The organism is Cohnella phaseoli (assembly GCF_003386235.1).
Lineage (GTDB): Bacteria > Bacillota > Bacilli > Paenibacillales > Paenibacillaceae > Cohnella > Cohnella phaseoli.
In genome coordinates this window covers 55,924-74,356 of the sequence record NZ_QRDZ01000042.1, presented here as the reverse complement: position 1 = coordinate 74,356, position 18,433 = coordinate 55,924, and the positions used below count along the sequence as shown (strand labels likewise).

Annotated in this window: 18 protein-coding genes; 13 read left to right on the top strand and 5 right to left on the bottom strand. The window is 57.2% G+C overall.

What is annotated here, in order from left to right; genetic code table 11:
• Position 1 precedes the first annotated feature (1 nt).
• From DFP98_RS34310 to infC, 8 genes are all read left to right on the top strand, one after another.
• Positions 2 to 1,531: an alpha-L-arabinofuranosidase C-terminal domain-containing protein gene (locus DFP98_RS34310; protein WP_116065140.1), complete on the top strand. Its 1,530-nt coding sequence runs from the start codon at positions 2 to 4 to the stop codon at positions 1,529 to 1,531.
• A gap of 66 nt (positions 1,532 to 1,597) precedes the next feature.
• On the top strand, positions 1,598 to 2,281 hold the full coding sequence (locus tag DFP98_RS34305; RefSeq protein WP_116065139.1) for a YdeI/OmpD-associated family protein: 684 nt from the start codon (positions 1,598 to 1,600) through the stop codon (positions 2,279 to 2,281).
• Positions 2,282 to 2,669: 388 nt separating this feature from the next.
• Positions 2,670 to 2,942 (top strand): type II toxin-antitoxin system Phd/YefM family antitoxin, encoded by a 273-nt coding sequence (locus DFP98_RS34300; protein ID WP_116065138.1) that lies wholly within the window; start codon positions 2,670 to 2,672, stop codon positions 2,940 to 2,942.
• Positions 2,926 to 3,252, top strand: a complete 327-nt coding sequence (locus DFP98_RS34295) for a type II toxin-antitoxin system RelE/ParE family toxin (protein WP_116065137.1) — start codon at positions 2,926 to 2,928, stop codon at positions 3,250 to 3,252. Before DFP98_RS34300 ends, DFP98_RS34295 begins: the two co-directional genes overlap by 17 nt.
• 325 nt (positions 3,253 to 3,577) lie before the next feature.
• Positions 3,578 to 4,216, top strand: coding sequence for an ECF transporter S component (locus tag DFP98_RS34290; RefSeq protein ID WP_116065136.1), 639 nt, complete (start codon positions 3,578 to 3,580; stop codon positions 4,214 to 4,216).
• Complete coding sequence (locus DFP98_RS34285) at positions 4,213 to 5,760, top strand: ABC transporter ATP-binding protein (protein WP_246017022.1); 1,548 nt, start codon at positions 4,213 to 4,215, stop codon at positions 5,758 to 5,760. Before DFP98_RS34290 ends, DFP98_RS34285 begins: the two co-directional genes overlap by 4 nt.
• A complete protein-coding gene (locus DFP98_RS34280; protein ID WP_116065135.1) occupies positions 5,714 to 6,505 on the top strand; it encodes an energy-coupling factor transporter transmembrane component T family protein in 792 nt (263 codons plus the stop codon). The genes DFP98_RS34285 and DFP98_RS34280 overlap by 47 nt, the downstream gene beginning before the upstream one ends.
• An 18-nt stretch (positions 6,506 to 6,523) precedes the next feature.
• Positions 6,524 to 7,015, top strand: a complete 492-nt coding sequence (gene infC, locus DFP98_RS34275) for a translation initiation factor IF-3 (protein ID WP_116065134.1) — start codon at positions 6,524 to 6,526, stop codon at positions 7,013 to 7,015.
• Between the two features lie 85 nt (positions 7,016 to 7,100).
• Here infC and DFP98_RS34270 read toward each other — a convergent pair whose 3' ends face one another.
• Positions 7,101 to 8,009 (bottom strand): pseudouridine-5'-phosphate glycosidase, encoded by a 909-nt coding sequence (locus tag DFP98_RS34270; RefSeq protein ID WP_116065153.1) that lies wholly within the window; start codon positions 8,007 to 8,009, stop codon positions 7,101 to 7,103.
• Positions 8,010 to 8,017: 8 nt separating this feature from the next.
• Entirely contained in the window at positions 8,018 to 9,115 is a 1,098-nt protein-coding gene (locus DFP98_RS34265) for a carbohydrate kinase (RefSeq protein ID WP_116065133.1), read from the bottom strand.
• A gap of 125 nt (positions 9,116 to 9,240) precedes the next feature.
• Between DFP98_RS34265 and DFP98_RS34260 the strand changes: the two genes are divergently transcribed.
• Positions 9,241 to 10,341, top strand: a complete 1,101-nt coding sequence (locus DFP98_RS34260) for an acyl-CoA dehydrogenase family protein (protein WP_246017013.1) — start codon at positions 9,241 to 9,243, stop codon at positions 10,339 to 10,341.
• 80 nt (positions 10,342 to 10,421) lie between these two features.
• Complete coding sequence (locus DFP98_RS34255) at positions 10,422 to 11,411, top strand: oxidoreductase (protein ID WP_116065132.1); 990 nt, start codon at positions 10,422 to 10,424, stop codon at positions 11,409 to 11,411.
• Here the strand turns inward: DFP98_RS34255 and DFP98_RS34250 are convergent.
• Positions 11,406 to 13,451 (bottom strand): molybdopterin-containing oxidoreductase family protein, encoded by a 2,046-nt coding sequence (locus DFP98_RS34250; protein ID WP_116065131.1) that lies wholly within the window; start codon positions 13,449 to 13,451, stop codon positions 11,406 to 11,408. The genes DFP98_RS34255 and DFP98_RS34250 overlap by 6 nt on opposite strands.
• A gap of 146 nt (positions 13,452 to 13,597) precedes the next feature.
• On the opposite strand from DFP98_RS34250, the gene DFP98_RS34245 reads away from it, so the two are divergent.
• Together DFP98_RS34245 and DFP98_RS34240 are read left to right on the top strand one after the other, a co-directional pair.
• Positions 13,598 to 14,389, top strand: a complete 792-nt coding sequence (locus tag DFP98_RS34245; protein ID WP_425455572.1) for an SDR family oxidoreductase — start codon at positions 13,598 to 13,600, stop codon at positions 14,387 to 14,389.
• A gap of 217 nt (positions 14,390 to 14,606) precedes the next feature.
• Positions 14,607 to 14,807, top strand: a complete 201-nt coding sequence (locus DFP98_RS34240) for a cold-shock protein (RefSeq protein WP_094043234.1) — start codon at positions 14,607 to 14,609, stop codon at positions 14,805 to 14,807.
• A gap of 442 nt (positions 14,808 to 15,249) precedes the next feature.
• On the opposite strand, the gene DFP98_RS34235 is transcribed toward DFP98_RS34240, so the two are convergent.
• Positions 15,250 to 16,479, bottom strand: a complete 1,230-nt coding sequence (locus DFP98_RS34235; RefSeq protein WP_181918125.1) for an S-layer homology domain-containing protein — start codon at positions 16,477 to 16,479, stop codon at positions 15,250 to 15,252.
• A gap of 435 nt (positions 16,480 to 16,914) precedes the next feature.
• Here DFP98_RS34235 and lplT point away from each other — a divergent pair, with 435 nt between their 5' ends.
• A complete protein-coding gene (gene lplT, locus DFP98_RS34230) occupies positions 16,915 to 18,126 on the top strand; it encodes a lysophospholipid transporter LplT (RefSeq protein ID WP_181918124.1) in 1,212 nt (403 codons plus the stop codon).
• Here lplT and DFP98_RS34225 read toward each other — a convergent pair.
• Positions 18,107 to 18,403, bottom strand: coding sequence for a hypothetical protein (locus DFP98_RS34225; RefSeq protein WP_116065127.1), 297 nt, complete (start codon positions 18,401 to 18,403; stop codon positions 18,107 to 18,109). The two genes, lplT and DFP98_RS34225, sit on opposite strands and share 20 nt — an antisense overlap.
• Positions 18,404 to 18,433 lie beyond the last annotated feature (30 nt).

Here is an 18,433-nt window from a genome sequence, read left to right as displayed (position 1 = left end):
GATGAAAGCCATCATCACAATTAGGGAAGAAGAACGGACAGGCGAGATCAGTCCTTATATTTACGGTCAATATTTCGAGCATCTCGGCAATTGCATGTATCCGGGAGTGTGGGACGGCGACTCGGCTCGGTCCGATGGCCAGGGCTTACGGAAGGATGTCATCGAGGCCGCCCGGGAATTGGGCGTTCCGGTTATTCGCTGGCCGGGAGGCTGTTACGTCGATCTGTATGACTGGAAGGACGGAGTAGGACCTAGCGAGCAGCGGCCGGTTCGTCCGAACTGGCACTGGGGAGGACAGGAGTTGAATCGGTTCGGAACGGACGAATTCCTGAGCTGGTGCGAGCAGGTCGGCGCGGAGCCCTACGTGAACGTGAACCTGGGCACGGGGACGCTGGTCGATGCCTTGCGCTGGATCGATTACTGCAACGGCGCAGAAACGGCGGATGCCAAGTGGCGCAAGGATAACGGACGCGAAGAGCCTTACGGCGTTCGGCTCTGGGGCATCGGCAACGAGACTTGGGGGGACTGGGAGGCCGGCCAGCTCGGCGCGGACGAGTACGCAGCCAAGCTGGCGAACTGGGCGCAGTTCGCCAAGAAGTACGACTCGCAGCTGCAGCTGCTTGGCGTCGGATCCTACGAAGGAAACGACGAGGAGTGGGACCGCAAAGTCATTGAGGCTGCGGGCAAATATCTCAGCTACTTGACGATTCACATTTACGGCTGCTCCGTCGACCGGGAAAGCTCGGACGAATACTATCCGATCGCATTCACGCCGGTCTACTTCGAGAATCAACTGCGCAAAATGATCGGCACGCTGGAAACGACGCTGAGCAGGATGAACAAGAAGCCCGGGCACCCGATTCGCCTTTCCCTGGACGAATGGAACATCCGCCACTATGAAGTCGATCCGTCCGGCAATGGGGGGTACCTCCTTAACCGCAACAGTCCCCGCAATCTTCAGGACGCAATCTTCGCAGCGGGAGTGTTCCATGCGATGATTCGGCTAAGCCCGCATGTGGGCATGGCGAACTATGTGTTCCTCGTCAACGGGAACGGCGTAATGAACGTGACGGAGGATGCCGTCGTCAAAACGCCGTTATACCATCTGTTCAAGCAGTATGGGCAGTGGATGACGGGGAAGAGCGTGAGCGTCGAGGTACAGTCTCCTTCTCGTCTGACGCCGGTGCCGCTGGTGAGCAATCCGGAATACGGCGAAGAGCTGGCGCGCAAGCATCAGCCGGTATCCTCGCCTTACATTGATGCCGTCGGAGCGATCGGAGAAGACGGAAGCCTGCGGGTGGCGATCGTGAACCGGCATTTGGAGTCGGGCTTCGATCTTTCCCTCGGCATTCCGGAAGGATACGGAAGCTCGGCGGCCGTCTGGTCGCTGCATCACGACGATATTCACGCTTCCAATACGTCGGAAGCCCCCGAGCGGGTCGTTCCCGTCCTGCGTATGGGAGTATCGATCGACAACACTCTGACCGTTCCGGCGCACAGCATCGTTTTGCTTCGGTTCGAGAAGGCATAGAAGCTTGTCCCGGCGATTATCGGCTATAATGATGTACAGACCGATAATCGCCTGGAGGATAAAGCCATGTCGAAAACAATCGTAGATAAGCTGGGCTTGCGCAAATACGAGCGGGTCGCGATTTTAAACCAGCCGGAGGGGACGGATTACCTCGCGGAATTGACGGGGTACGATACGTCGCTCAAGGACGGCGGGTATGATCTTGTGTTCGCCTTCGTGCTGGATATGGCCGAGTTAAAGAGTCTTGTCGAACGGGTAATCGCCGAGGGGGCGCTCCGCCCGAACGGCTATTTATTCACCGCTTACCCGAAGCTCGGCAATAAAAAGTACGCAACGTCTATTCACCGCGACGATCTGTTCCCGGGACTCGGCGCCGACGAGGAAGGTTACATCGGAGGGAGCAGCGTCAAATTCGCGAGAATGGTCGGGCTGGACGATGTGTTTACCGTTGTCGGGTTTAAGGCAGACGCAGCGGCGAGCAAGGGGAAGGCGGCTTCGAGATCGTCGCAGCCGAGCCAGCGGGTGGACGACTACGTCGCCTTGATTCCGAATGTGGAACGGGATTTGGCCGATTCTCCCGATCTGTTGGCCTTCTATCAGTCGCTTACGCCGGGCTACCGCAAGGATTGGGCCCGTTACGTATACAGCGCGAAGCAGGAGGAGACGCAGGAGAAGCGGCGGGAAGAGATGAAAACGATTATGAAGGCCGGCTACAAGAGTCGCGAGCTGTATCGGCAGGCTGAAAAATAAAGGTGTAATCATAACCCACAACGGTTCAAATTGATTGGAAACAATTTGAACTTTTACGGCATATCTATTTGCACACATGAGCTTACGCAGGAAAGTTAGTCGGAAATTCGTACAAAGCAGCTCGAACCAGGCTCAAACGACGAGCGTTTGTAGGATAAACCGTACAAAGCAGCTCGAACCAGGCTCAAACGACGAGCGTTTGTAGGATAAACCGTACAAACCAGCTCGAACCAGGCCAAACGGAGGACGTTTGTAGGAAAACCGTACGAAGCAACCAATATCAAGGGTTGTATGTCACTAAAGCGTCTTCAAAGCTCAAAGTGGATTGAACCGTTATTTTGATGATATAATATCGTCAGAATAATGTCATAGGGGTAGGGGTGGGCGAATGAATATCAAGCCTTCTACGACGATCCGGCAGGACTATAATGGATTTTCGAAATATTGTCATGAGCTGGATGAGCCTGTAATCTTGACTCGTAACGGTGAAGCTGATCTTGTCGTGATGAGTCACGAAACGTATCGGCGAATGGAAGCTCGCATTAAATTGCAAGCAAAACTGTTAGTGGCGGAAAAGCAGGTCGCTGAGGGACAGGAGCTTGTCGATCACGACGAAGTGATGGCTCGAATGCGGAGGAAGTTGAATGCGGTCAAAGAGTAGCATTAAATATACTCCTGCCGCAGTTGACGATATGGATGAAGTTTTCTCCTACATTTCTCAGGACAATGTGTCTGCTGCAGATGAGCTTTTAGAAAGAATCAATCGTCAAATCTCCTCGTTGGCGGAATTCCCTAATATGGGATCAATGTTGCCGGAAGATGAGTATACGCTCATACAGCGCGGATATCGATTTATTGTCGTATCTCCGTATTTAGTCTTTTACAGGCTTGTCGAAAATATAGTGATCATCTACCGCATTCTTCACGGACGTAGAGATTATTTACGAGAACTATTCGGACCGCCAGTATAGAGAGTATTGCCAAATCCTTGCTGATGGGGTAAGTTATAGACAATTGAATCGCAAAGAAACGGGTGCTTGATAAAGTCAGGCTGAGATTGCGGCCGTATGCCGCTGACCGTCGATCTGATCTGGGTAATGCCAGCGTAGAGACAACTTTGGTCGCGTATCTTCGGATGCCGTGCGCTAGCCTGCCCTGCTCGTTAAGGGCGGGCTTTTTTGGTTGCGTGCCGAGTGCTTTGATGTTCGCTGGGACCCGGAAGACTTTGTTGCTTGATTGCCTTTCTGAGCGTTCAAGAAGCAATTTATACCATTCGGGAGAAGGAGTGTTGGAGCTATGGCGCAAGCTGGGCAGGCACAAGGAAGAGGGCAAGGAGACAGGCAAGGGACGAGAGCCCGGGGATTAAAACTGGCCGATATTCTGGTCGCGCTTGTCATCGCGGTCGTATTCGGCATCATCTACAAAATATGGGGACCGATGTACGACGTCTTCAAGCCGCTTGGCTTGCATGCGGAACAGTTGTCGTACGGAATGTGGTTTCTCGCAGGAACGTTTGCGTTCCTCGTCCTGCGCAAGCCGGGCGTTGCTGTACTGGCGGAGGTCGCCGCGGCCAGCATAAGCGCGCTGTTAGGCAGCGAGTGGGGAGTGGCAACGCTGTGGTACGGATTGCTGCAAGGACTTGGAGCGGAGCTTGTGTTCGCCGCCTTCCTGTATCGCAATTCCTCGGTATGGGTCGCTTCGCTGGCGGCAATCGGAGCGGCGGCGGGCTCGCTGGTGCTGGATTTCGGCTACGGCTACATCGACCGGTTGACGGCATGGAACTATACGCTGTTTATCGGGCTGCGTCTGGTCGGCAGCATCGCGATTGCCGGCATTTTCGCCTATTCTTTGGCTAAAGCGCTGGAATTGACGGGAGCGACGAAGCCGCTGCGTCCCGCTTCCAGGCAGGACTACGACGCGCTTCATCGGTCGTGACGAGCAACGCGGTTTCTTCTGGTGCGGCTGCGCTGTGCTCCGAATCAGCGCTCGGAGATGCTATAGCAGCAGCCGTATCGAACCTGAAGCTGAAATTCGCCGGAGAGGACGCCCTGCTGTTCCGAGGCGTTTCTCTTTCGTTTCGCAAAGGGGAGCATACGCTGCTGCTCGGCCCGAGCGGCTGCGGCAAGTCGACGCTGCTGCAAGTTCTGAGCGGGCTCATTCCCGGTTCCGTCGAGGTGCCGATGCTTGCGGACGAGACGGTCGTGCCTGAGCGGTGGGGATACGTCTTTCAGGATCCGGATACGCAGTTTTGCATGCCCTACGTAGATGAAGAGCTGGCTTTCGTGCTGGAAAACCTGCAGGTGCCGCGCGAGCAAATGTCGGCTCGCATCGTCCGTCATCTTCAGCAGGTCGGGCTCGACCTGCCTGACCCGCATGTGCCGATTCAGACGCTCTCGCAAGGAATGAAGCAGCGGCTGGCAATCGCAACCGCGCTCGCGACGGAGCCGGAGGTGCTGTTCTTGGACGAACCGACGGCGCTGCTCGACGAAGAGGGAACGGAGCAGGTATGGCGAACGATTCGCTCGGTCGCGGATGACATGACGCTGATCGCCGTCGAGCATAAAATCGAGGGAGTCGCCGATCTGTTCGACCGGATCGTCGTGGTCGGGCCAAGCGGCGAGATCGTTGCGGACGGCGCGCCAGTCGATATTTTCGCGCAATATAAGCTTGAGCTTATTCGCTACGGCATCTGGTATCCGGGAATCTGGGAGGAGCGCGACCGAAAGCTTGGCACGCGGTGGGACGTTACAGAACGGACTGAAGGGAGCGCCCGGCCGAACGGGGAACATCTGAAGTCGCCAATGCTAGAGCTTCAGGAGTACTGCGGTCTAAGAGGTGCGAAGACGGTCATCAAGGTTGAGAAAGCGGAAGTCAAGCCGGGGGATTGGATCGCGATTATGGGCGACAACGGAGCGGGCAAAAGCTCGCTCCTGCTCGCAATCATGCGTCTGATCCAGACGGAAGGGCTGTGCAGGATGGCGGGAAAGGAGCTGCGCAAGACGGAGCGGTTGGCGGAATATGCGGCGTTTGTTTTCCAGAACCCCGAGTTTCAATTCGTGACGAACACGGTTCGCGACGAGATCGAATATTCGCTGCTGGTCGACGGGATGGAAGCGGGGGAGCGGCGGGAGAGAAGCGAGCGGCTGATGGAGGAATTGCAGTTGGCCGAATGCGCGAGCCGTCATCCGTATCAGTTGTCGATGGGACAGAAGAGGAGACTCAGCGTCGCTTCCGCCATCGTCCGCGGCCAGCGGTTACTGCTGCTCGACGAGCCGACGTTCGGACTGGACGCGCGCAATGCGTTCGCTTTGTTGGAATTGTTGGAGCGCCTCCGTTCGGAAGGCGCGGCGATTCTCATGGCGACGCACGATCCCCGAATCGCAGAACGCTATTGCACGGCCGTCTGGCGCGTCCGGGAGGGGAGGCTGGCGAATGCAATTGACCTTTCCCCATCGACGGACGTGGCTGCATCGCGTTAATCCCGTCGTGAAGCTGGCGTTGTTTTCCCTCTGGTTTTTCGCGATTATTCTTATTCATAACTTCAACGTAATGGCGAATGTGGCGGCCGGCTCCGTACTCCTGCTGCTCTGGTCGGGCCATCCCTGGCGCAGACTGCTGCTGTACTCCTCCCCCTTCCTGCTCGTCTTCATCTCCTCGGCCACGGGGATGATGTTTTTCGGTAGCGGGGAGACGCCGTGGTTTTCGTGGGGCATCGTCCATATTACCGAGGAAAGCTATTATCGCGGGCTTCATCTCGGCTGCAGGGCGCTGAGCATGGCGGCGGTCGGCCTGCTGTTCGGATTGACGACGCGCCCTGTCGATCTGTTCTATGCGCTAATGCAGAAGGCGAAGCTGCCGCCGAAATACGCCTACAGCTTTCTCGCCGCGATGCGGATGATCCCGATTCTCGCCGAGGAGTTCCAGACGCTGCGCCACGCGCTGAAAATCAGAGGAATGAGAAAACAAGGCAGGCTGAAGACGCTCTATCGGACGTGGCACCGCTATGCGATACCGCTGCTGGCGCAGAGCATTCGGCGGGCGCACAGGATCGCGGTCGCGATGGAGGCGAAGCGGTTTGCCGGGCAAGCGAGAAGAACCTATTATTATGTTATCGGGTTCAGCTACCGGGACATCGTCTTCGGAGCCGTGACGGCTGCCTTGTTCGGCCTGTCGTTTGCGCTGGGAACCCAGTGGCCGTACGTCGGCATTGCCGATGTGCGATGAGAAAAGAGGATGAAGACCATGTTGATCATGAACGAGAAAATAAAAGCTTCCGAGGTGAGGCTGACGGGGGTGGACGGAGAGGAGCTTGGCGTTGTATCCAGAGAGGAAGCTCTGGCTATGGCTCGCGAACTGAAGGCGGATCTGGTGTGCACTTCACTGCTGAGCAGCCCGCCTCCGTGCAAGCTTGTACCGCGCGGAACGGCCAAGCAGGCGGCCGCCAAGGAGAAGCAGCAGGAGCGCAAGGCCGCGCAGCCGCCGAAGGTGAAGGAAATTCGCCTAACGCCCCATATCGAGGATCACGACTACGAGACCAAGCGACGTCAGGCGGAGAAGCTGCTCGCCTCCGGCGACGCGGTGCAGTTCGTCGTGAAAATTCAAGGCAAGGAAGGACCGCAGGCGAAAGGCTTGTTGGAGCAGCTTCTGAAGGATCTCGCGGAGGTTGGACGCAAGGAGAGCGGCATTCAGCTCAGCGGCAAACAAGCGGCCGTCAAGGTCAACCCCGTTCGCTAACAGGAGGTGACCGACGGCCGCTTGATAGTCGAATCGACGGAAGGCTGGCGAATGAGCCGCTAGCCGTCTCGGGTGGCTAGATTGCTCAGGCTTTCAGAGCGACGGCGATTTGCGCGGCCACTTTGGCGTTATGGTAGACGAGCGCGATGTTCGTCTCCAGACTGCGGCCGGCAGTCAGTTCCTTGATGCGGGCGAGCAAGAACGGAGTGACCTTCTTGCCGGTAATGTTTTGTTCTTTGGCTTCGTTCAGCGCCTGTTGAATAACGCCTTCGATCTCGGCGTGCTGCAGAGCGGATTCGGCCGGCACCGGGTTGGCGATAATGGCGCCGCCTTGCAGGCCGAGCTGCCACTTCTTGTTCAGCACGTCGGCGACTTGGGCAGGCTCGTCCAGACGGAAGTCGACGCCGTAGCCGCTCTCCCGCGCGTAGAACGACGGGAACTCGTCGGTATTGTAGCCGATGACGGGTACGCCGTGCGTCTCTAAATATTCAAGCGTACGGCCGATGTCGAGAATCGACTTGGCCCCAGCGCAGACGACGGCGACGTTTGTTTGCGCCAGCTCGGTCAAGTCGGCGGAGACGTCCATCGTCGTCTCGCCTTCGCGGTGCACGCCGCCGATGCCGCCGGTCGCGAACACTTCTATGCCGGCCAGCGCCGCACCGATCATCGTGGCCGCTACCGTCGTGGCGCCGATTTTGCCGGAAGACAGCAAGTAGGCAAAGTCGCGGCGGCTAACTTTTTCAACGGGATTGGAGGTGGCGAAAGCTTCCAGCTCCTGCTCGTTCAACCCGATTTTAACGCGGCCATCCATGATGCCGATCGTAGCGGGAACGGCTCCCTGCTCGCGGATAATCCGCTCGACGGTGCGGGCCATTTCGATGTTTTGCGGGTAGGGCATACCGTGGGAAATGATCGTCGTCTCCAGGGCGACGATCGGCTTGCCGGAATCGAGCGCTTCGCGAACCTCGTCCGTAAAGGTTAAATATTGGCTGATTGCGTGGGTCATTGGAATCTCTCCTCTATCGTTTGTTGGAGCGTCTGCTCGTTAAGCTGGGCTGAGACCGATTCGGCGGTCTGCAAGGTCAGGTGGGAGGCGGCTAGGCCGATGCGACATGCTTCCCGATAGGAGCGGTCGTGCAGGATGCCGTATGCGACTCCGGCGACGAAGGCGTCTCCGGCCCCCGTCACTTCGACGATGTTCGTCGGAATCGGGGCGATCAGCGCCGACTCTCCGTCCGCCGATGAGTGAAAAACGCCCTGATCTCCGACGGTAATGAACGCATGGGAGACTCCGCGCCCGTGAATGGCGCGCGCCAGCTCCGCGTAATCCGGCTTGTCCGAAGGAACCGCTCCGGCCAGTTCGACCGCTTCCTCCAAATTGGGGAAGATGGCGGACACGCCGGTCAAGTCGGCGGGCAGCTTCTTCGCTTTCCCGGAGGAAACCGGATCGATCAGCAGCGGCAGCGAGCCGTCGCGGCACAGCTGAATCAGCTCGGCGAGCGTCTCTGCCGGCAAATTCGCGTCGGCGACGATGAGCTTCGAAGCGGAGATGTGCGGCCGTTTCTCCTGCAAGATCCGCGGGGAAAAGCGGTCGTAAATGTCCATGTCGGCGTAGGCGACGAACATTTCTCCGTCCGGGTCGAGCAGGGCGGTGTACGTTCCGGTTTTCTCCCCGGTCAGCGTCTGTGCGAGCGCGGTGTTCACGCCTGCGGCGGCGGTTTCCTTCAGCACCCATTGCCCGGCCTGATCGTCCCCGACCACGGTCAGCAGGGAGACGGAGCAGCTTAAGCGGGCCAGGTTTTCCGCAATATTGCGGGCGACGCCTCCGCAGGACGTCGCGACGCTGGCCGGGTTGGACGAGCCTGCGCGAATACGCTGCCTGGCGGTCGCCTTGCTGTCCAGGTTGGCTCCACCGATGCACAGCACGGAGTTGTCCTCGGCGGTCACGTAGGCGCGGCCACGAATGACACCCCGCTTGGTCAGCGAGGCGATGTAGCCGGCGACCGCGGATCTGGAGATGCCGATGCTGGCGGCGATATCGTTCTGCGATATAAAAGGATTGTGGCGGATCAGGTCCATAATTTGGCGCTCGCGGTCCATAGTCCGATCCTCCTTTACTTATAATAAAAACGTAAGCAAATTCATCATACACCCGCTATGGACATTTGTCCATAAAATAAACTTTTGTCTAGAGTTAGATAAGGGAGAGAAATGAGGAGCTCACTGTGACGAGATCAGCAACAGGAACCACAACAGGAACAATTCCGATATCGCTTGTACACGCGGCGAAGCAATATGCAAGCTTACCCGAAGGAACGTCGCTTCCTTCCGAAGTGCTGGCGGGCATTTACGAGGCTAAGCTGTTTAAACTGTTTGTACCGAAGGATTTGAACGGCTTGATGCTGCCGCTGCCGGATGCGCTGCGCGTCTTCGCCGAGGCTTCCGAGATTGACGGAACCTTCGGCTGGCTGGTGACGATCGGCTCGGGCGGCGGATTTTTCTCGGCGACGCTGCCTCCTGAAGAGGCGCAAAAACAGTTCGCTCCGGCTAACGCGGTCGTGGCCGGCAGCGGGCTCCCAAGCGGGGTAGCCCATCCGGTCGAGGGAGGCTACCGGGTGAGCGGCCAGTGGAAGTACTGCAGCGGCTCGACGTTCGCCAGCCTCTATACAGCGAACTGTCGCATCGACAGAGGCGCGGAGGCGGAGCCGGAAATACGCTCGTTCGCGTTTTTGCCCGATCAGGTGCGCATTATTCGCGATTGGAATTCGTTCGGCTTGAAGGGCACCGACAGCCATTCGATGGCGGTGGACGATGTGTTTGTCCCCGAGGAGCGTACCTTCAGTATTATGAGCCTGCCGAATTACGACGATCCCATTTTCCGTTATCCGTTTCTGCCGTTCGCTCAGACGTCGTTTGCTGCCGTGTGCTTGGGGATTTGCCGTCATTTTCTCGCGGAAGCCGATTTGTTCGTCGCAGCCAAACGCGCCGAATGGGAGCCGGCCAAACCGGGACGCGCCGAAGAGACGAAGAGAGCGATCTCCCGGCAGGAGGCGAAGCTGGAGGCGGAAGCGGCCAAGTTTTACGAGACGGTGGAGCGGACTTGGAATGCGTTCCTTGCCGCGGGAGAAATGACGGAGGAGGATCAAGCCGAAGTCGGAACAGTGTGCCGACAGCTGTCCGGAAGCGTATTAGCGTATGCGCATGCGATTTTCCCGCTGCTCGGCATGGCGGTGTTGATGGAGGAGCACCCGATCAACCGGATTTGGCGCGATCTCCATACGGTAACGCAGCATGCGGTGCTGGTGCCTAAACCGGAGTTGGTCTAGCCGGAAAGGCGCAAACGATCGGCAATTAAGGAGATGCGCAGGGCGAAAGGAAACGTCAACTATCATGGGAGGGGAAGAGTATGGAGGCATTCAAAGCTCTAATCGTGGATCGAACGCAAGATGGGGGCCATAGATGCGAGGTTGGCCTGCTGGATAAAGAGCGGCTTCCGCAAGGAGAACTGCTCGTTCGCGTGGCCTATTCCAGCTTGAACTACAAGGATGCGTTGGCGGCCGCCCCGAACGGCGGCATCGTAAAAGCCTATCCGTTCGTTCCCGGCATCGATCTGGCCGGAACCGTCGTTTCCAGCGAAGACGACCGTTTTCGGGAAGGGGACGAGATTGTTGCGACAGGCTACGAGCTGGGCGTAAGCCATTTCGGAGGATACGGCGAGTATGCGCGCATCCCGGCCGACTGGGCGGTCCCGCTTCCGAGCGGCCTAACCCTCAAAGAGGCCATGATCTATGGGACGGCAGGCTTTACGGCGGCGCTGTCGGTGCAGGCCTTGCGGGACAACGGAGTGTATCCTGAAGGCGGACCGGTGCTGGTGACCGGAGCGACCGGCGGCGTAGGCAGCGTTGCGGTGGCGATTCTGGCCAAGCTTGGCTATGAGGTGACGGCCAGCACGGGCAAGCCGGAGGCCAAGGAGGAGCTCCTCCAGCTCGGCGCCCACAGCGTAATCGATCGCAATGAGCTAACGCCGGCTTCCGCCCGCTCCCTGGATAAGCAGCGCTGGGCCGGAGTTGTCGATTGCGTCGGAGGCAAATCTCTCGCGACCGTACTGGCCGGCGTGAAATACGGGGGGACGGTCGCCGCCAGCGGGCTGACGGGAGGAACCGATCTGCCGACGACGGTACTACCTTTTATTCTGCGCGGCGTACGGCTGATCGGTATCGACTCCGTCTTCGTCCCTATGCCGGCCAGGAGGAAAACGTGGGAACTGCTGGCGACCAAATATCGACCGGACAAGCTGCGGGAGCTATCGTCGGAAATTCCGCTTGATGATATTCCGGCTGCGATGGCGGTCATGCTGGCCGGCCGTTCCAAAGGCCGGATCGTCGTAAAGCTATAATTTCTCGATATCGACCCGCGTGGAGAAAAAGGTCGCCCCGCCGCCCATATCGGCCAGTCGCTGTGAGGTCAAAGCGTTGACGGCTTGGACGCCGTCGTTGCCGTGTTCCCACCACAGTCCTTGCGTAACGAGCACACCTTGCAGCACATTGCCTGCTACCTTGGCCTTCAGCCGAATCTCGCCGCGTCCGTTCCACATCCGCACAGCATCGCCGTGCGCGATGCCGCGGGCAGCGGCGTCTTCGGCGTGCAAATCGACGACTGGCTCCTTCTCCAGCTTTTTGAGCCGGCTCTGGTTGCCGAAAGTGGAGTTAATGAAGCTGTGATTCGGTCCGGTGACGAGCAGCAGCGGATATTCCTCCGGCTCTCGCAGCGGGGCGTATTCCGGCGCGGGCGGCAAGCCGGCGCCCTGCATCCGCTCGGAGAACAGTTCGATTTTGCCGGAAGGGGTAGGGAGCTTGCCCGGGGCGAGCGACGGCCGATCCAGCTTCATTTTCACAGAGCCTTCTTCTCGCAGTTCCTCATACGTCAACCCCCGCAAGAACGGATTGTCGCAAGCCAACGCCTCGCGAATCATCTGCTCCTCCGTAATATTGAATATTTCCGGTTCGAACCCCATCCGCAATCCCAGTTCTTTGAACAGCGTGAAATTGGATTTGCATTCGCCCATCGGCTCCATGATCGGTTCGTGAAGCTGCAGGTACAGGTGCCAATAGGACGAGTACAGATCCAGGTTTTCAAAATGGCTTGTCGCGGGCAGCACGATGTCGGCGTATTTGCACGTGTCGGTCAAGAACAAGTCGTGCGTCACAGTGAACAGATCGTCCCGCAGCAGCCCTTGACGCACCCGGTTCTGGTCTGGCGCAACGACCGCGGGATTGCTGTTGTAGACGAACAGGACGTCGACGGAAGGTTTGGCCTCCGTGAGCGCTTCGCCCAACCGGTTCATATTAATCGAACGAACGCTGCGGTCAGGCAGCAGATCCGGCCGTTCCAGCGCTTGATCGTTCACCGCCGAATAGTGACTGTTGCCTTTGATCGCGCCGCCCCCGGGAATGCCCCACTGGCCGACAAGCGCGGGAAGACAGGCGATTGTGCGGATCGCCATGCCGCCGTTGTCGTGATGCTGCAGACCGTTGCCGATGCGGATGAACGACGGCGTCGTTCCCGCGTATTCACGGGCCAGTCTAACGATCGTATCCGCCGGGACGCCGGTAATTGCCGCGGCCCGCTCCGGAGGGTACTTTTCCGCCTGTACCGCCAGTTCCTCGAAGCCTGTCGTATGCTCCGCGATAAACCGCTCATCCGTCAGCTTTTCTTTGATCATCACATGCATCATGCCGAGAGCGAGCGCGGTATCCGTCCCCGGGAGAATGCCCACGAATTCGTCGGCCCAAGCCGAGGTGCGGTTGCGGTGCACGTCGATATGGACGATTTTCGCTCCGCGCTTGCGGGCTTCGGTCAAATACATCACCTGATGCATGTTGGTAGACACAAGATTGCAGCCCCAGATCAAGGCATACTTCGTATGTACCGTCGTCTCGGGGTCGGTGCCCGCCGACGCGCCCATCGTGTAGCCGTACCCTGCGGAGCCTGCAGCGTTGCAGATTGTCCGCTTCAGTCGGCTGGCTCCAAGCCGATGGAAGAAACGTCGATCCATTCCTTCGGCGTTCAGAATGCCCATATTGCCGTAAAAGCTGTAGGGCAAAATCGTTTCCGCACCCTTGCGAGCGATGGCGGTTTTCAGCCTGGAGACGATCTCGTCGTAAGCTTCGTCCCAACTCATGCGTTCGAACTCGAGCGTACCCTTGGGGCCTGTTCGACGCAGCGGATACAGGATGCGGTCGGCGTGGTATACGCGCTCGTGCAGATGCCGGACTTTGTTGCAGATCGCGCCTTGCGTGACCGGGTGGTCGGGATTTCCGTCTATAGATACGATAACGTCGTTTTCCATCGTGACGTGCAGGCTGCACGTATCGGGGCAATCGAAAGGACAAACCGAACGAACGATTTTGCGCTTCGTGCTCTCTGTTGCGGACATCTAATCTCAACTCCGTTTCCTAAATGTCAGTATAGCTCAAGTGAGTGTTTTGCGGGAATGGGGCGGGAGACTGGCTGCGTTTTTCGCTTGCGAATATGGGGTAATTCAGGTTAGGGCTGGCAACAATACGAGCGAAAGGAGGTAGGATGATGGAAGAACTTGAGGGAAAGGTCGCGATCGTAACGGGCGGCGGCTCGGGCATCGGAAAAGGAGCGGCGCTGAAGCTGGCGGAGCATGGTGCCAAAATCGCCATTGTCGACCGGGATTCGCAGAGGGCGGAACGGGCGAGAGAGGAAATCGAACGGATGGGAGGAGAGGCGTTGGCGTTGGAAGCGGACGTCGCTTCAGAAGCGTCCGTGCGGTCGGCGATCGAGCAGGCGGTTTTGCGCTGGGGACGATTGGACGTCGTTTTCGCGAATGCGGGCATTAACGGAACATGGACGCCGATTGAACATCTGACCGAAGAGGACTGGGACAGCACGATTAACATCAATTTGAAGGGGACCTTCTTGACGCTGAAGCACGCCATTCCGCATTTGAAGCGGCAAGGGGGCGGCAGCGTGATTTTTACGAGCTCGGTCAACGGCAACCGGATCTTCTCCAACATAGGGGCTAGCGCCTACAGCACGAGCAAGGCGGGACAGACCGCCCTGATGCAGATGGCCGCGCTGGAACTGGCGGAGCACCGCATTCGCGTGAACGCGATCTGTCCGGGGGCCATTCGCACGAATATCGGAGAAAATACGAATCGGACACCCGAGGCGGAAGAGGCGCAAATTCCGGTGGAGTATCCCGACGGGGCCATCCCGTTGACGCACGGCCCGGGCACTCCAGAGCAGGTAGCCGAGCTGGTGCTGTTCCTTGCATCCCCCCGTTCTTCGCTGATCACTGGAACAAAAGTGTACATCGATGGGGCCGAATCGCTGCTTATAGGATGAATGAAAGTTGGACATGCTAAATTTGAGCAGGACAGAAGAATAGATTTGCTTTTTGCACGGGAACATGTTATAGTAAGGACTATCGAAATCGTGACCTGAATTCACAGAATGGAAGGGTTATCATTTTGAAGTTAACCCTGCTAATTTGTGGATTTTTTTATTCGTATGAATAAAAAGAAAAGTTCATGAGGCATTGTATGATTTGGAGGTGAAATACATGCAAGAGGGTACAGTTAAATGGTTTAACGCTGACAAAGGCTTCGGTTTCATCGAAGTTGAAGGCGGAAACGACGTATTCGTTCACTTCAGCGCGATTACGGGCGAAGGCTTCAAGACTTTGGACGAAGGCCAACGCGTTCAGTTCAACGTTGTTCAAGGCAACCGCGGACCGCAAGCAGAAAACGTTGTTAAGCTGTAAGCTTAACTCGCCGAAGAGACTCCTGACGAAAGTCGGGGGTCTCTTTTTTATGTGTCGGAAGCGCGGCATGGGCCAGAGGAACGGGCTGCTTTGTACTGAGCCGCGATTCGATGCGATGCGGGTAGCGACGTTAAATGTTAGACGAACTTTCTCGTTGATCAGCGGGAAATGCCCGTTGGAGCAACAATTTCAGCTGTTTGGTTCCGCGCTATTTTCGGCTAAAGAGGAAGGGCGTGGAGTGCGGATAAGACCGTGAGGAGTGCTTATCTTGACGCTACCGCGGGGCTTCCCACATAGGAAAAAAGCATGTATCTTCCGAAGGCCAACGCCTGCAAGAAAATACATGCTTTTCATTTCAATAGGGCGGGAAATGTCAATCGGTGCTCAAATCTCCGACCTTGCGTTGGTTACCTCGCGGTTACGTTACCTCGAGAGAGCCATGTTAACTCTTCTTGCTAATGGAGAAAATGACCGTTTTGGCCGTCAGATCGACGAGAACGTCAACCTTGTCGTCTGCGATCTCGAGCTGCTGGGAGGCCACTTTGCTGCCGGATGCGACTTTGCCGCAGATGTCGTTGAAGCGTTCGCGGAACGTTGCCGAATTGTAGCTGAACAAGTAGTTGGCGAACGCTTCGATCGCTTCCTGGTTGCGCGCCAAGGTGCCTTCGCGCAGCCGGATCGTTATGCCGTACGTGTTGTACTGCGGATCAAGCCACAGCGCCGTCTCCTCCTGCACCTTGTCCGATACGGAGGCGGCCAGGACGGCGTCCTTTTCCTTCTGATCCTTAAACAGTCTAAGCCGCGTATCCAGCAAGTCGTGGTTCGAGCCGCGCAGCGCGCCCGCTTGCTTAAGCACCTCGTAGGCGTCGCGCATTCTGCGATCCGGGAACACGATAACGCGAGTGCCGCCGCCGACGGTCGGAACGGACAGCTGTAGATCGCTGTTGTCGGCAGACTTTACGGCGATGCGAGTCTTTTTGTCCGTCAACCGGTTCAGCAGCACGAGAGACTGAGCTCTTGTCACTTTATCTCCGACGCCGAAATAGCCGTTCGGATACCCCTGCATGATGCCCTTCACCAGCGCCTCCGCTATGAACTTCTGCTCACGCTCCGATGCGCTCATCAAATCCCCGTAAGCTTCGGCAAGCTGTCTGCTGAATTGGGAATCCTCCAGAAATTCGGTCTCCTGAAGCGTGTAATAGATGACTTCCGCTACGTTCTCGCGCGTCATGTCGTTCTGGAAGTCGCTGTAGCGGCTCCGGTTCAGGAAATGCAGATCGCTGGCGACATCGATAAAGGGCTTCGCCCAATATCCGGTTGTCGCCGGCTTGAAGTCGAAATACCGGTAATCCTGCTTGACGATCGTCTGGTTTTCCGCGCTGAGGCTTTGCAGAAACGACGAATTCCAGCTCCGCTCGCCGTTCTGGTGCAGGTCGGTATAGGAGAGTATGAGCATCTTGATGAATTGGTCAACTTTTACGGGGGCGTCGGGCCGGAACGTTCCGTCCGGATAACCGTCCAGTATGCCTCTGGACACCATTTCGACAATCGTGTTCTCGGCCCAATGTCCCCGAATGTCGGTGAAGGGACTTTTGGAAGCGCTTTGCGCATAGGCCGAACTCCCCGTGCTAATTAGTGCGATTAGAATAGCGAAAAATGTAAAACGACGCATGAAGATCCTCCTGTTTCTCATTTGCCCGTCAGGCATCCTAATAAGCTAACCATAATCGGGAATGGCTTGAAAACAGCCGCGGAGCCTAAAGTCGCCAAGAGGGTTGCGGTCTTTAGTTGCGTTTTTACATAGGTCTTGAGAGGTGTAGACGCCGTCCCGTCTCGATCGAACTGTGACGAATGGAGCGGATGCGGGTACTAATTTTGTGGGAAGACTCCGGCGATTGGTTGGGCGCCCGGCTGTCAATCCGCTCAATTATTTGAAGGCGCTTTCCCAGAATGTAACTTTTAGTCCCGTTTTTCCGTCTATAGCCTATACAGCAGTTCCGGACGGTACGGACAGATTCGGAGGCTCGGGGCTTCCGCCGCATCTTATTGTTGTCAATCAAGGGGGAAAGAGTATAATAAGGGGGCTGATACGAAAGGGTGGGAAGTTTTGCTTGCTCTCTTTAGAAAAATAAAACCGCTTAACGCGGTCGTATGGACTCAATTTCTTAGCGCATTCGCAGATAATTTGAATTTCTTCCTGATCGTAGGTTTGGTGAAGCGCGAAGGCGCGGCTGATCCGGACGGCATGGTCACCTACATTCAAATGGCTTTTCTCATCGCATACGTCGTTCTTGCGCCCATCGTAGGAGCGTTCGCGGACAAGAAGGCGAAATCGCATGTATTGCTGCTGGGCAACATCTTGAAAGCGACCGGCATCGCCCTGCTGCTGTTCGGGCTGCCTCCGGCGCTTTGTTATTTCTTCGTGGGCGTAGGGGCGGTCGTGTACTCTCCGGGCAAATACGGAATATTGTCGGAGCTGACAAAGTCGGAGAGAGAGCTGCTGAGGGCCAACGCCCAGGTGGAGGGCTCGACGATACTCGCCATTCTGCTCGGCACGGTAGCGGGAGGCTTCTTGGCCGCCCGCTCCGACCTGCCGGCAATTCTCGTCTGCTTATTCATATACTTGCTGTCGCTTGCCATGACTTTCCTGGTGCCGGCTAAGTCCGGCAATCCCGACATCCGATACCGGGAGGCTTCCGGACAGTTTTTCCGCGATACGATCAAGCTGTTCCGCAGTCGTCGAAGCCGGTTCTCGTTGATCGGCACGGGAGCGTTCTGGCTGACGGCGTCCGTGCTGAGAATCGCTCTGATTGCCTGGCTGCCGCTTAATCTGGGCATCGTGGATACCGACCAGCAATCGATGATTATCGGCGTTACGGCGCTCGGGGTCGTGCTCAGCGCCTGGTTGACGCCGAAGCTGGTTCCCGAAGGTAAACTATATCGCGGATATTTCTACGGAATTGCGATGGTCGCCGCGGTCATGGCCGCGAACTTTACGAACGAGCTCTGGCTGACGGTGACGCTCCTGTTCATCACAGGCATTATGGGCGGCATATTCCTTATTCCGTTGAACACGATGCTGCAGGAGGAGGGCAAAGCCCTCGTCGGCCCGGGCAGAACGATCGCCGTCCAGAACTTCGTTGAGAACTCGCTGACAGTCGTGGGCCTGTTCCTGTACTTAACGCTCAGAAAGCTCGAGGTGCCCGTCAATCATTCGGTCGTCGGCATCGGCGCAGTATTGACGCTGTTCTTCATCTACTTGGCGTTCCAGTTCGGCCGTATTCGGGAGAGCTATGCGCTTATTCGCGCAAAGCAATGACGTGAACGAGCTGAGTGTCGGCCGTGATCTTGATGATCGCATGGCCAGAATCGTATTCCGCCGTGCCCAATCCCACTTCAGCGGAAGGCTCGGAGCCGAGCAGGTAGAATAGATCGTCGGCGAGCGTGCGTACGCATACTTCGCGCTCGCCCTCCGTCAGCTCGCGCCAGTCGGCTTCCTCCATTTCGAACGCTTCGTAAAATTGCGGAACGGTCGTAAGCGCGCGGGACAAATCGTCCAGAATATGATCATAGGATCTTGTATAGGAAATCGCCATAGGGAGCGCCCCTTTCGAAGTTTATGCTTG